We start from the raw sequence: 14197 nt of genomic DNA, 5'->3' as shown, positions 1-14197 counted from the left end.
AAGCAAAAATATTTTTCTCTTTATATACTGACGGTAAAACGATGGCAGGCTGCGGAAGGATTTGCGGTTGTATATTGTACAGTGGCGACCGTAAATAACGGGCGCGATATAAAAACGATCATATTTCATTCTTTATCGTTTTCTACAATGGAAAACGAAAAAATGAGTTTACGCCAGTGCGAGCGAATCCGGTTTGTTATTTCCATGTTCAACGTGGATTGTCGTAAAAGCATAGTGATTAATAAGTACAGGGGATAAATGGATGTTGTTGTTACATAAACGAAAAATGGTCAGGCTGCTGTTGCGCGTGGGTTGTATTTGGGTCGGAAGCCTGTCTCCTTCGTTTTCGGTGCTGGCAGCATCTCCGGCGGTGATATCTGGCTTATCGCAAAGCTCGGGCGCAGTTTCTGTAGAAAAGAGTCGTGCAGGGCTTCTTTCAGCGCTGCCGCACGGCGTGTCGGTACATTATCTCTCTGATTTATCATCGCTTTATGCCCAACATCAGATGCAACCGATGTGGGCGGATAATCGCGCGGTGCAACAGTTTCAACAGCAGCTTGCCGAATTGGCGATAGCGGGCGTACAGCCGCAGTTCACTACGTGGGTGACCTGGCTGACCGATCCGCAATTGACCGGGTTTGCGCGCGATGTCGTGCTATCGGATGCAATGCTGGGCTATTTGCAGTTTGTTTCTGGCGTGGAGCGTAACGGCAATGACTGGCTGTACAGCAGCGTGCCTTATCGTCTGCAATCGCCTGCGTTGAATATCGTTTCTCAATGGCAACAGGCCGTAAAATCCGGCACCAGCGCGGCTTATGTGGTTTCGCTGGCACCGCAGCATTCACAGTACGCCAAAATGCATGAGGCGCTGAAGACGATGCTCACGGACAATCGCCCGTGGCCGAGTCTGAATTTGACGGAATCTCTGCGTCCGGAACAGCAGAGCCGAGAGCTGGCGGTACTGCGTGAAATTCTGCAGCGTACTGGCATGCTGTCGTCAACGGAGAGCATTACGCTGTTTAACGAAAATGCCGCCGCGACGACGATACCGGCAGGTCAGTCTCCGTTGGTCGAGAATGGTGCTGCTATCTACACGGGTGAACTGGTTGAAGCGGTGAAACGCTTCCAGCATTGGCAAGGGCTGGAGGACGACGGCGTTATCGGTAAGCGTACCCGTGATTGGCTCAATGTTTCCCCACAAATGCGCGCGACGCTGCTGGCGCTGAATATCCAACGCCTGCGCCTGCTACCGGATAATGTTCACACCGGTATTATGGTGAATATCCCCAATTATTCGCTGATCTATTATCAGGACGGCGCTGAACGCTTATCGTCACGCGTTATTGTTGGGCAGCCCAAGCGTAAGACGCCGTTGATGAGCAGCTCGCTGTATAACGTGGTGGTCAATCCACCGTGGAATGTCCCTACGACGCTGATTCGACAGGATATCATTCCTAAAGTAGTACGCGATCCCGGTTATTTACAGCGTCATGGCTATACGGTGTTGTCCGGCTGGAGTCAGGATGCAGAAGTGATTGATCCATCGATGATCGATTGGCAGATTGTATCACCAGAGCGCTTCCCCTATCGCTTACGTCAGGCTCCTGGCGCGAACAATTCGCTGGGGCGCTATAAATTTAATATGCCAAATTCGGAAGCGATTTATCTGCACGATACGCCCAATCACAACCTGTTCCAGCGTGATATTCGGGCGCTGAGTTCCGGCTGTGTGCGGGTCAATAAGGCATCGGAATTGGCTAGTATGCTATTGCAGGATGCGGGATGGAATAATAGTCGAATTTCTTCCACGCTGGATCAGGGGAACACGACCTTTGTTTCAATGAAGCACCGGATTCCGGTTAATCTCTACTATCTGACAGCGTGGGTAGCGGAGGATGGCAGGCCTCAATTCCGCACAGATATTTACAATTATGATGATACTGCCCGAGCCGGGACGAAAGTTCTCTCCAAAGCAGGGTTATTGCTTCAGTAAGTATTGAAAATACGGGCATTAGTCGTCTTGGTATTTTATCGTTTTACGGGGGATCGATGCGATCTCCCGCAAACCCGTAAGCAAAGCGGGTTGACTCACTTTTCTCTGGCAGTTAAGGTTCAAGGCGGTGCGCTTTTTGCCTCCTTTTATACCGTTATTTTAGCCAGGGTACTCGTTCTATGGATCACATTGACAATCATCGCCGTAAGTGGCTTGCACTGGGTGGTGCCGCGTTTGGTATCGCACTGCTTCCCGGTCAGGCATTTGCAACGTTATCTACGCCCCGACCACGAATTTTGACGCTGGACAATCTGAATACCGGAGAACGGCTAAAAACGGAATTTTTTGATGGTAAACGGTATAACAAATCAGAACTCTCCCGCCTGAATCACTTTTTCCGCGACTATCGCGCCAATAAAATCAAAACGATTGATCCACAACTTTTCGATCAGCTCTATCGCTTACAGGTAATGTTGGGCACCAACAAGCCCGTACAGCTGATTTCTGGTTATCGCGCGATTGATACAAATAATGAATTACGTGCGCATAGCAGAGGTGTGGCAAAGCAGAGCTACCACACGAAGGGGCAGGCGATGGATTTCCATATTGAAGGCGTTCAACTGGCCAACATTCGTAAAGCGGCGATGAAGATGCGTGCCGGTGGGGTTGGCTACTATCCGCGCAGTGACTTCGTTCACATCGATACCGGCCCGGTTCGTACCTGGTAATTCGCTACCGCAGCACTATATTTTTTCTGATACGGCTCGCTTACAGCGCGAGCCGCTCAGCTTATTCTTATTCAACATGGAGTGATATGAAATATCAAATTGTCTCAGTGACGGCATTTAGCCAGAACTGCACGTTGTTATGGTGTGAAAAAACCAATGACGCGGCGATCGTCGATCCCGGTGGTGATGCAGAGAAAATTAAACGCGCCGTTGCGGACGCAGGGATTTCGGTTAAGCAGATTTTGTTAACGCACGGACACCTGGATCATGTGGGTGCGGCAGCGGAATTGGCCGAACACTATCAGGTAGCAATTATTGGCCCGCAGATTGAAGATGCCTTCTGGCTGGAAGGGCTACCGGCACAGAGCCGGATGTTTGGTCTGGAAGAGTGCGCACCGCTGACGCCATCGCGTTGGCTACAGGAAGGGGATGAGGTCAGCCTGGGCGAAACCACGCTGGCGGTTTTCCACTGTCCTGGCCATACACCCGGCCATATCGTTTTCTTTGATGCAGCATCGCGTCTGGCACAGGTGGGCGACGTTATTTTCAACGGTGGTGTAGGGCGTACCGATTTTCCACAGGGAGATCATCAGGCGCTGATCGCATCTATCAAGAATAAGCTGCTGCCGCTGGGTGACGATGTGACGTTTATTCCAGGGCACGGCCCGATGTCAACGTTAGGACATGAGCGCAAAACGAACCCTTTCCTGCGTGAAGATGCCGCGATTTGGTAGTTTAAGCTCCCTTTATCAGCAAAAGGGCAGAAATGAAAAAGCCGACACACTGTGTCGGCTTTTTTGATCGCTAAACGATCAGAGTACAGCAACAATTGCTTCGCAGAGCGGTGCCATATTTTCCGGCGTCATTCCTGCAACGTTGATACGGCCAGAATTCACCGCGTAAACGCCGAATTCGTCACGCAGACGCAGAACCTGCTCTTTGGTCAAGCCGCTGAATGAGAACATCCCATTCTGGTCGATGATGAAGGAGAAATCCTGCTGCGCGCCTTTTTCCTGCAAGGTATTAACGAACAGCTGACGCATACGCTGAATGCGTTCACGCATTGCCGTTAATTCCTGCACCCAAATGGTTTTCAGCGCGTCGTTGCCCAGAATAGTAGCCACAACGGTCGCACCGTGTGACGGCGGGTTAGAGTAGTTTGCGCGAATAGCGGCTTTCACCTGACTGAATGCTTTGTCTGCCGTTGCAGCATCGGCAGCAACCAGCGTGCAGGCACCGACGCGCTCATTGTACAAACCGAAGTTTTTAGAGTACGAGCTGCATACGATCAGTTCATCGTGCTTCGCGGCAAAGAGGCGCAGGCCTTCCGCATCTTCTTCGAGCCCACGGGCAAAGCCCTGATAGGCGAAGTCAAACAGCGGCAGCCAGCCTTTGGCTACTGACAGCTCGGCCAGCGTAGCCCACTGCTCAGCGGTAGGATCGATACCGGTTGGGTTATGGCAACAGCCGTGGAACAGCACCACGTCACCCGCTTGGGCTGCGCTCAGGCTATTCAGCAAGCCATCAAAATCCAGCGCATGGTTCGCTGCATCGTAGTAGTCATACTGGCACACTTCCAAACCGACAGCGGAGAAGACGTTGTTGTGATTTGGCCAGGTTGGGTTGCTGATCCAAATGCGCTTTGCAGACGTCTGATTGGCAATGAAATCAGCGGCTACGCGCAACGCACCGGTTCCGCCTGGCGTTTGCGCCGTGCGGGCACGTTTGTCGGCAATGATGGCATTCTGCTTGCCAAACAACAGCTCCTGCGTGCACTGACCGAATGCTGGCAGACCGTCAATGCCCAGATAGTTTTTGGTGGTTTCATTTTCCAGCAGATACTGTTCTGCTTTTTTTACGCTGGTCAGAACCGGAGTTTTACCGGTTTCATCTTTATAGACACCAATACCCAGATTGATTTTATTCGCGCGGTCATCGGCGCGGAAAAGATCGGTCAGCCCGAGAATAGGATCGGCCGGTGCGGCAGAGATATTTTCAAACATTGCCAGAATGTTCCATAACTGAGATGAAATAAGAATTCTCAGAGTACCGTCAGTAAAAGGCTTTGCCAACCGTTGATGTTAAAAAGAAAGGGAAATAACAGGGAGAAGGAGAGAGACGAAATAAAAGACTGGTTAGGCGAGAATAATTGGCGCAGCGTGGCGTAAAACAGAAGCAAAAAAATGTGAGGGGGTGTTTTTCAGTATTGCTGGCGACGGTCCGGAAAGAGGCTATCTAGCACGCAATAAAAAAGACAGAGCCGAGGCTCTGTCTTTTCCTGCAGTACGAACGATTAACTCGTTACGTTATGCTGAGGCAACTTAGAACTGGTAAACAACACCGACGTTCACGATATCGCCGTTCTCTTGACCGAATGATTTGGTACGGTCTTTATCGAGCAGGGTGATATCGTACTCAACATAGGTAGAGAAGTTTTTGTTGAATGCGTAAGTACCGCCGATGCTTGCGTATTTAACAGCGTAGTCGTTTGCGACGTTTTCGATCTTGTCTTTACGTGTTACGTAAGCGATGGTTGGAGTCAAACCGAAATCGAAGTTGTACTGTGCAACCAATTCGAAGATTTTGCTCTCATCAGCAATTCCAAATGTGCTGCTAGAACGGAAGAAATTACGAGCTTCGCCGTAAGTTGCTGCAACGTAGATGTTGTTTGCGTCGTATTTCAGACCAGTAGCCCATACGTCAGCGCGGTCACCTTTAGCGCCAAAAGCCGCAGCCTGCTGACCTTGAGTACGGTCATACGTACCATAAGATGCAACCATACCTACGCCGAAATCGGTATCATAAGACAGAGAAGTCGCCCATGCATCACCGTGTTGACGATCTAATCTTGCAATCGCAGCATTACCGCCATCGTTAGTGGTATCTTTAGCAACGTATTGCAGACCGAAACCTAAGCCATCAACCAGACCAAAGAAGTTAGAGGTATTATAAGTTGCGGCGTTGCCGATACGGCCAGTCAGAGTATCAGTGACGCTGCTATCGCCGCCGTTTTCTGGCAGCACGTCGGTATAAGCCAGACCGTTATAAGCTACACCTACGTTACGACCGTAGTCGAAAGAACCGAAGTCACCAAATTTCAGACCCGCAAACGCTTTACGGGTTTTGCCTGTAGAAGCATTATCGCTTTCAGTATCGTTACCGTCGAACTGATATTCGAAAGTACCGTAGCCTGTCAGGTCGCTGGTGATCTGAGTCTGACCTTTAAAGCCCAGACGTGCATAGGTGTTGTCTTCATTTTGAGTGCTTTGGTTATTGAAAGTATAACCCGCGTGTACACGACCAGTCAGATCCAGCTTGTTCGCATCTTTATTATAGATTTCTGCTGCGTTGGCGGTGCCTGCGACTAACAGAGCTGGGATTACTACTGCAAGAATGTTGCGTTTCATCATTATTACCCTCATTGGTGTTATTTAGACACCTGCCACTGCCATAAATAATTCTTTACGGAACTATTCCTGAAAGTTTGGTGTCTTCCTGTGTCTGAACGCAGTTTTCCATTCACTCGCGAGTTAATCCACCCTAAAGATGCTACAAACTTCGTAATCGAGTAACAAATGGAAATAATGTGTGTCTAAATGTAAAATTCAGGGAACTTTGTGAGACATAACAAAAATTAAAAAAAAAGAGCCGGGAAACCCGACTCTTCTTTTCTACATATTTGTTTTACTTATATTAAATTTTTATTTAGAAACTGGCGTTCCTTGGTGTGCGTGGGAAAGGAATGACATCGCGCACATTTTGTACACCGGTAACATAAGCAATCAGGCGCTCAAAACCTAAACCGAAACCGGAATGGGGAATGGTGCCGTAACGACGTAAATCACGATACCACCAGTAATCTTCTTTATTCAGTCCCATCTCTTCCAGACGGCTATCCAACTGAGCCAGACGCTCTTCACGCTGAGAGCCACCGATGATTTCACCGATTCCCGGTGCCAGAACATCCATCGCGGCAACGGTTTTACCGTCGTCATTCATACGCATGTAGAAGGCTTTGATGTCTTTCGGGTAGTTTTTAACGACAACCGGTGCTTTGAAGTGTTGCTCCGCCAGATAACGTTCATGCTCGGAGGAGAGGTCAACGCCCCAGTAAACCGGATTCTCGAATTGTTTCCCGCAGTTCAGCAGGATTTCGACGGCATCGGTGTAATCCACCTGAGCGAAATCGGAGCTGACGAATTTTTCCAGTCGGGTGATGGCTTCTTTATCTACGCGCTCGGCAAAAAACGCCATATCATCGGCACGCTCGTTCAGTACGGCCTGGAAAACATATTTCAGCAGGTTCTCAGCCAGACCCGCGACGTCATCCAATGTGGCAAAAGCGACTTCCGGTTCGATCATCCAAAACTCAGCCAGATGGCGGCTGGTGTTAGAATTTTCCGCGCGGAACGTGGGGCCAAAGGTATAGACGTTGGACAGTGCACAGGCGTAAGTTTCGCCATTCAACTGGCCAGATACGGTCAGGAACGCTTCTTTACCGAAGAAATCTTCACTGAAATCCACTTTGCCCTGTTCGGTACGCGGCAGGTTTTCCAGATCGAGGGTAGATACGCGGAACATTTCACCCGCGCCTTCGGTATCGGATGCGGTAATCAGCGGAGTCGATACCCAGAAGTAGCCGTTCTCGTGGAAGAAACGGTGAATGGCCTGCGCCAGCGTATGGCGAACGCGCGCAACGGCGCCGATCAGGTTGGTACGCGGACGCAGGTGGGCGACTTCACGCAGGTATTCGATGCTGTGACGCTTTGCCGCCATCGGATAAGTATCGGGATCGTCAACCCAGCCGACGACGTTGACGTTGGTTGCTTGCAGTTCGAAGCTCTGGCCTTCACCCGGAGAGGCGACGACGTTACCGGTGATTTCTACAGAGCAACCGGTGGTCAGGCGCAGTACGTCATCCTGATAATTGGAGAGATTATTATTAACGACAGCCTGTAACGGATTAAAGCAGGAGCCGTCATAAACGGCGATAAAGGAGATACCGGCTTTAGAATCTCTCCGGGTACGTACCCAGCCGCGCACGGTGACTTCGCTGTCAACGGCGACACGGCCTTGCAGTACATCGACTACAGGCACTACGCTCATAAAATTCTCTCTTTAATTAATCGTGTTTAAGAAATATATCGTGTTTAAAACGCCAAATGGCCCAATCCGAGCCATTTGCTATGTTACTTGCGATGCAACAGGACACAAGCAGAAATCACCGGAATGGCGCGAAGTTTTCGCGTATTACAGTGAATCTGCTGCAAAGTTGGTCAAATACCCGTCATACTTCAAGTTGCATGTGCGTTGGCTACGTTCACTCACCCGAATCACTTACTTAAGTAAGCTCATCGGGATTCCCTCTCTTGCCGCCTTCCTGAAACTCGAATTATTTAGGGTATACGGGAAAGCTTAACTGGCCTTTTTCACGCGGGGTAAGTCAAACGCTTTGCGTAACTCACACACGAAGTTCTGATCCTGGCAGATGGTTTTACCCGGACTATCGGAGAGCTTTGCCACTGGCTTGCCGTTGCATTCCACCAGTTTGATGACGATATTCAGCGGTTTCACGCCGGGGATATCACACGTCAGGCGTGTGCCGATGCCAAACACCAGATTCACGCGCTGCCCGAAATGGCGATACAGCGCTAGCGCTTTATCCAGATTCAGATTGTCGGAGAAGACCAGCGTTTTGCTCATCGGATCGATACTCAGGCGCTGATAATGTGCGATGGCTTTCTCTCCCCAATCGACCGGGTCGCCGGAGTCGTGACGTAGCCCCTGATAGGCTTCGGCGAACGGTAAGTCGAAATCGCGCAGGAAGGCATCCATAGTGATGCAATCGGTCAATGCGATGCCTAAATGCGAGGGATATTCATGCAACCACATTTGCAGCGCGGCGCGCTGGCTGTTGGCCAACGTTGGACTAATTTGCTGGTGAGCCTGAAACCACTCGTGCGCCTGTGTGCCGACTGGCGTGATATCCAAACGGCGCGCCAGATCGTAATTGCTGGTGCCGATGAGGTAAGGGAAATCAGCTTGCAGTGCAGTCACAATTGTCTGCTGGACATCGCGAGAGAAACGCCGGCGTGTGCCGAAGTCCATTAGCTTGAACTGGCTAAGATCCACATCCGCGCTGTGCCGGCGGAAGCTTTCCAGTGAGGCTGACAATTGAACGAGCGCTTGTTCAGCCGTAACGTTGGGCGAACGATGCCGATGAACGACTTCACTGATCACCGCCAATAGGGGAACTTCCCACAAAATTACTTCACGCCACGGTCCGGTGATACGGATATCCAGCTTGCCAGCATTATTTTTGATCGAAACCTGCTGCGGATTGAAACGAAAGCTTCGCAGCCAGTGCAAATAATCCGGCTTAAAGAATGGCAGAGAAGAAAGATAGACAAACTCGTCGTCACTTAATGACAAGAAGCGCATCAGATCGACCTGATGGGCTATGTCGTCGGCATAAATGCCTAATAACTCATCACCGCGGCAGCGAAATTCAGCCGCAACGTCAACATCATAATAGTGATGATACACCGCCTGTTGCATATGCAGCTTGTAGGCATCGGTATCCAGCAATGCGTGTAGAATCGGGGAAGTGTGCAAAGTCATAATGCGTTACAGCATCCTCGTAAGATGCATATCCACCATCGGGACAATCAGCAATGTCCGGTCAGTATACCTTGATTATCTGTTTATTACATTACGACAACATAGCGAGACGTGCGGGAGCGAACCACGGTACGATGATTATCCTCATTATTTTGTCGTGGTAACATTAAGATAACAGGCTTAGACTTGATCTTTGATGCTTATGACGAGGTGGAAACTTTATATGAATCAACAGCCGCAAATAAAATATCGCCATGACTACCGTGCGCCGGATTACATCATTACTGATATTGCATTGGATTTCGATCTCCATGCCGAGAAAACTCGCGTAAAAGCCGTTAGTCAGGTGGTGTTGCAGGGGAATGCTGGCGCGCCGTTGAAGCTGGATGGTGAAGGGTTAACGCTGGTTAGCCTGAGCGTGGATGGACAGCCGTGGACACATTATCAGCAGCAGGACGATGGCCTGATTCTGACGCAATTGCCCGCGCGTTTTACGCTCAGCATCGAAACGGACATCAATCCTGCCGCCAATAGCGCGTTGGAAGGGTTATACCTCTCTGGTGAAGCACTGTGTACGCAGTGTGAGGCCGAAGGTTTCCGCCACATTACCTACTATCTCGACCGACCGGACGTGCTGGCAAAATTCACCACGCGCATTACGGCCGATAAAGCACGCTATCCTTATTTACTCTCTAACGGCAATCGTATCGCGCAAGGTGAGCTGGAAGGCGGTCGCCATTGGATTGAGTGGCAGGATCCGTTCCCGAAACCGGCTTATTTGTTCGCGCTGGTTGCCGGCGATTTTGATGTCCTTCAGGATCGCTTCACGACACGTTCTGGCCGTGATGTTGCGCTGGAGTTGTATGTTGATCGTGGCAACCTCGATCGCGCGGGCTGGGCGATGACCTCGCTGCAAAATGCGATGAAGTGGGACGAAGAGCGTTTCGGTCTGGAATACGATCTCGACATTTATATGATCGTCGCCGTTGATTTCTTCAACATGGGGGCGATGGAGAACAAAGGGCTGAACGTATTCAATTCTAAATACGTGCTGGCCAAAGCTGAAACCGCGACGGATAAAGATTATCTGAACATTGAAGCGGTGATCGGCCATGAATATTTCCACAACTGGACGGGTAACCGCGTGACTTGCCGCGACTGGTTCCAGCTTAGCCTGAAAGAAGGGCTGACGGTGTTCCGCGATCAGGAGTTCAGCTCCGATCTGGGGTCGCGCCCGGTGAACCGTATCGATAACGTACGTGTGATGCGCGGTGCGCAGTTTGCCGAAGATGCCAGCCCGATGTCCCATCCGATTCGTCCCGATCAGGTGATCGAGATGAATAACTTCTACACGCTGACGGTCTATGAAAAGGGATCGGAAGTGATCCGCATGATGCACACCTTATTAGGTGAAGAAGGCTTCCAGGCTGGTATTCGTCTGTATTTTGAGCGTCACGACGGCAGCGCGGCGACCTGTGATGATTTTGTGCAGGCGATGGAGGATGCTTCCGGTGTCGATCTCACGCAGTTCCGCCGCTGGTACAGCCAGTCGGGTACGCCGGTGCTGACCGTACGTGATGATTACGATCCGCAGACGCAACAATATCTGCTGAGCGTGAGCCAGATGACCCCAGTCGGTGCCGACAAACAGCCGAAGTTACCGCTGCACATTCCGTTGGATATCGAACTGTACGACCCGCAAGGGCAGGTCATTCCGCTACAGAAAGACGGCCAGCTGTTGGCATCGGTACTCAATGTGACCGAATCCGAACAGACGTTCATTTTCGATCAGGTACCTTGCCGCCCGATTCCTTCTTTATTACGTGAATTTTCTGCGCCGGTAAAACTGAACTATGCCTGGAGCGATGAACAACTGACGTTCCTGATGCGTCATGCGAGCAATGCGTTCTCACGTTGGGATGCGGCACAGAGCCTGTTGGCCAACTATATTCGTCTGAACGTTTCCCGTTACCAGCAGAAGCAGCCGCTTTCCGTGCCGATGCATGTTGTCGATGCTTTCCGCGGTGTGTTGCTGGATGACAAACTGGATCCGATGCTGGCTTCTCAGATTCTGACGTTGCCGAGCGAAAACGAGATTGCGGAACTGTTTGATATTATCGATCCAACGGCGATCGCTGCCGTACGCGACAGCATGACGCATACGATGGCGAAAGAGATGGCGGATGAGTGGCTGGCGGTATACCACGCGAATCAGGCGCCACAGTATCGCATCGAACATGCGGATATGGGTAAACGCGCGCTGCGCAACGTCTGCCTGCATTATCTGGCATTCAGCGATGAAGCGCAGGCGGATAAACTGGTGCAGGTGCAGTTCCGTCAGGCGGATAACATGACCGATTCGCTGGCGGCGCTGTCGGCGGCGGTTGAAGCGCAGTTACCCGTGCGTGATGAGTTGCTGACGCAGTTTGATAACCGTTGGCATCAGGATGGTTTGGTTATGGATAAATGGTTTGTGCTGCAAGCCACCAGCCCGGCAGCCGATGTACTTACCCGCGTGCGTGAACTGCTGCAACACCGTTCATTCAGCCTGAACAACCCTAACCGGCTGCGTTCGCTGGTGGGAGCGTTTGCGGCCGCCAATCCATCGGCTTTCCATGCTGAAGACGGCAGTGGCTATCGTTTCCTGACGGAAATTCTGAGCGATCTGAACACCCGCAATCCGCAGGTCGCGGCACGGATGATTGAACCGTTGATCCGCCTGAAACGCTATGATGCTAAGCGTCAGGCGCAAATGCGTCAGGCGCTGGAGCAACTGAAGACGTTGGAAAATCTGTCTGGCGATCTGTTCGAGAAGATCAGCAAGGCACTGCAAGACTAATCCTGTCACGCGATTGACACAGCCACACGCGGTATCCTGCCGCGTGTGGCGATTATTTCCACATCACGATTTCCACGTCCCGCAAACGTTTTACTTTCCGCAAAGATGGAATTACCATCACCGCCCGTGAGTTAAACCGTAATCCACGATTGCTTACTTTCAGCGTAGGCAAGATACCTTTGCGATAGGGATCTCAGGAGACAATATGTTCTATCCCGTTATCAAAAAAGCCCTGTTTCAGCTCGATCCAGAGCGTGCGCATGAGCTGACCTTCCAACAATTACGTCGTATTACCAACACGCCTTTTGAATTTCTCGTCCGTCAGTCTGTTCCAACTAAACCGGTTACCTGCATGGGGTTATCTTTTAAAAACCCACTCGGTCTGGCGGCGGGATTAGATAAAGATGGCGAATGTATTGATGCATTAGGCGCAATGGGATTTGGTTTTATTGAAGTAGGGACGGTAACGCCGCGTCCACAATCTGGTAATGATAAGCCGAGATTATTCCGCGTAGTGGAAGCGGAGGGATTGATCAACCGGATGGGTTTCAATAATAAAGGCGTGGATTATCTGGTTGAGAATGTAAAGAAAACACACTTTGGCGGTGTATTAGGGATCAACATCGGCAAGAATAAAGATACGCCAGTTGAGCAAGGTAAAGACGATTATTTGATCTGCATGGATAAGGTTTATGCTCACGCTGGCTATATCGCGATCAATATTTCGTCCCCCAATACGCCGGGATTACGCAGCTTGCAATATGGTGAAGCGCTGGACGATCTTTTGCTGGCGATAAAGAACAAGCAGGCAGAATTAAAAGAGAAACATCAAAAATATGTCCCCGTGGCGGTAAAGATCGCGCCGGATCTTTCGGAAGAAGAATTGATCCAAATTGCCGATAGTCTGGTGCGTCATAACATCGACGGTGTGATTGCCACGAATACCACGCTCGACAGAAAACTGATTCAGGGATTAAACCATTGCGGGCAGACGGGGGGATTAAGTGGACGTCCGTTGCAGACAAGCAGCACGGAAATTATCCGCCGTTTGTCACAGGAATTAGCAGGGCGTTTACCGATTATTGGCGTTGGCGGAATTGATTCTTTGGTCGCCGCACGCGAAAAAATGGCGGCTGGCGCATCGCTGGTGCAGATATATTCGGGCTTTATTTTCCACGGCCCTCGTCTGATTAAAGATATCGTTACACATATTTAATCCGAAAGTCCTTTCATTTTTAGCTGGGGGTTTATTTATCCCCCCAGCTAGTCTATATTTTATCCGTTTGCGTAAATAATCTATCAACCGATGTCTGATCTTCTTACCGCGACGTTTATGTTGGCGAACGATTAATGGAGTGTAAGAAAACACCATCAGCCATTTCTGATATTTCTACTGTGAAGACGAAGGGTAAATAATATGAAGTTAAAACCTGACGATAACTGGCGCTGGTATTTTGATACTGAACACGATCGCCTGATGTTGGATCTGGCTAACGGCATGTTATTCCGTTCTCGTTTCCCCTCTAAAATGTTAACGCCGGATGCTTTCAATGAATGCGCATTCTGCGTTGACGACGCTGCGTTATTTTTTACTTATAACGACAAATGTCAGAAAGCAGCGCTGCACCGCGACCTTCAAGGCGAATTAGTCTTGAACGCGCTAGTGGCGACCCGATTCCTCAAACCGTTAATGCCTAAAAGCTGGCATTTCATCCAACAGCCGGATGCCGTGACCCATTCGCCGCAGGCGGGGGACATTGTGCAGGTTCAGCTCACTGAGACCCATGAAACGGCCTGTTTCCTGGTAGCGGAAGCGGGGGATAAAGCCTGCCTCTGCCTGTTGGCGCAAGAACAGCTGTCATTAAATGGGAAAACGATGGGATTGGGTGATGCTATAAAAATCATGCACGACAGGTTAATGCCTGCCGCTATTCAACATAGCGCTGAGTGGGAAACCGCATTAGGTGAAGGCACGTCGGCATTTGAGTATGCCAAGGTCGTTTAGACCTTCGGCGA

At 50.3% G+C, this 14197-nt stretch carries 10 protein-coding genes; 6 read left to right on the top strand and 4 right to left on the bottom strand.

The window, feature by feature from the left end; all coding sequences use genetic code 11:
- The first annotated feature begins 262 nt into the window (after positions 1-262).
- The 3 genes from ldtD (at position 263) to WCT94_RS09895 (ending at position 3455) form a co-directional block, all read left to right on the top strand.
- Positions 263-1993: a L,D-transpeptidase gene (ldtD, locus tag WCT94_RS09905; protein WP_336869394.1), complete on the top strand. Its 1731-nt coding sequence runs from the start codon at positions 263-265 to the stop codon at positions 1991-1993.
- 179 nt (positions 1994-2172) lie between these two features.
- Positions 2173-2721 (top strand): YcbK family protein, encoded by a 549-nt coding sequence (locus tag WCT94_RS09900; RefSeq protein ID WP_015840029.1) that lies wholly within the window; start codon positions 2173-2175, stop codon positions 2719-2721.
- Positions 2722-2807: 86 nt separating this feature from the next.
- On the top strand, positions 2808-3455 hold the full coding sequence (locus WCT94_RS09895) for an MBL fold metallo-hydrolase (RefSeq protein ID WP_336869393.1): 648 nt from the start codon (positions 2808-2810) through the stop codon (positions 3453-3455).
- 78 nt (positions 3456-3533) lie between these two features.
- On the opposite strand, the gene WCT94_RS09890 is transcribed toward WCT94_RS09895, so the two are convergent.
- The 4 genes from WCT94_RS09890 to pncB form a co-directional block, all read right to left on the bottom strand.
- The gene (locus WCT94_RS09890; protein ID WP_336869392.1) at positions 3534-4724 is read right to left on the bottom strand and encodes an amino acid aminotransferase; all 1191 of its coding nucleotides are present in this window, start codon (positions 4722-4724) and stop codon (positions 3534-3536) included.
- A 318-nt stretch (positions 4725-5042) separates the two neighbouring features.
- Positions 5043-6131: a porin gene (locus WCT94_RS09885; RefSeq protein WP_336869391.1), complete on the bottom strand. Its 1089-nt coding sequence runs from the start codon at positions 6129-6131 to the stop codon at positions 5043-5045.
- Between the two features lie 295 nt (positions 6132-6426).
- Positions 6427-7827, bottom strand: a complete 1401-nt coding sequence (asnS, locus tag WCT94_RS09880) for an asparagine--tRNA ligase (RefSeq protein ID WP_116186670.1) — start codon at positions 7825-7827, stop codon at positions 6427-6429.
- A gap of 309 nt (positions 7828-8136) precedes the next feature.
- The gene (pncB, locus tag WCT94_RS09875; protein WP_336869390.1) at positions 8137-9342 is read right to left on the bottom strand and encodes a nicotinate phosphoribosyltransferase; all 1206 of its coding nucleotides are present in this window, start codon (positions 9340-9342) and stop codon (positions 8137-8139) included.
- A gap of 223 nt (positions 9343-9565) precedes the next feature.
- On the opposite strand from pncB, the gene pepN reads away from it, so the two are divergent.
- From pepN to WCT94_RS09860, 3 genes are all read left to right on the top strand, one after another.
- Positions 9566-12181, top strand: a complete 2616-nt coding sequence (gene pepN, locus WCT94_RS09870) for an aminopeptidase N (RefSeq protein WP_336869389.1) — start codon at positions 9566-9568, stop codon at positions 12179-12181.
- Between the two features lie 205 nt (positions 12182-12386).
- Complete coding sequence (pyrD, locus tag WCT94_RS09865) at positions 12387-13397, top strand: quinone-dependent dihydroorotate dehydrogenase (RefSeq protein ID WP_336869388.1); 1011 nt, start codon at positions 12387-12389, stop codon at positions 13395-13397.
- A gap of 201 nt (positions 13398-13598) precedes the next feature.
- Positions 13599-14186, top strand: coding sequence for a cell division protein ZapC (locus WCT94_RS09860; protein ID WP_336869387.1), 588 nt, complete (start codon positions 13599-13601; stop codon positions 14184-14186).
- Positions 14187-14197 lie beyond the last annotated feature (11 nt).

The sequence above is a fragment of the Pectobacterium sp. 1950-15 genome (assembly GCF_037136835.1).
Taxonomy (GTDB): Bacteria; Pseudomonadota; Gammaproteobacteria; order Enterobacterales; family Enterobacteriaceae; genus Pectobacterium.
This window is presented reverse-complemented; position numbering and strand designations above follow the sequence as displayed.

Bases quoted from the DNA above. Each gene is read 5' to 3' on its own strand.
- ldtD (WP_336869394.1), top strand. From the start codon at position 263: ATGTTGTTGTTACATAAACGAAAAATGGTCAGGCTGCTGTTGCGCGTG.
- WCT94_RS09900 (WP_015840029.1), top strand. From the start codon at position 2,173: ATGGATCACATTGACAATCATCGCCGTAAGTGGCTTGCACTGGGTGGT.
- WCT94_RS09895 (WP_336869393.1), top strand. From the start codon at position 2,808: ATGAAATATCAAATTGTCTCAGTGACGGCATTTAGCCAGAACTGCACG.
- WCT94_RS09890 (WP_336869392.1), bottom strand. From the start codon at position 4,724: ATGTTTGAAAATATCTCTGCCGCACCGGCCGATCCTATTCTCGGGCTG.
- WCT94_RS09885 (WP_336869391.1), bottom strand. From the start codon at position 6,131: ATGATGAAACGCAACATTCTTGCAGTAGTAATCCCAGCTCTGTTAGTC.
- asnS (WP_116186670.1), bottom strand. From the start codon at position 7,827: ATGAGCGTAGTGCCTGTAGTCGATGTACTGCAAGGCCGTGTCGCCGTT.
- pncB (WP_336869390.1), bottom strand. From the start codon at position 9,342: ATGACTTTGCACACTTCCCCGATTCTACACGCATTGCTGGATACCGAT.
- pepN (WP_336869389.1), top strand. From the start codon at position 9,566: ATGAATCAACAGCCGCAAATAAAATATCGCCATGACTACCGTGCGCCG.
- pyrD (WP_336869388.1), top strand. From the start codon at position 12,387: ATGTTCTATCCCGTTATCAAAAAAGCCCTGTTTCAGCTCGATCCAGAG.
- WCT94_RS09860 (WP_336869387.1), top strand. From the start codon at position 13,599: ATGAAGTTAAAACCTGACGATAACTGGCGCTGGTATTTTGATACTGAA.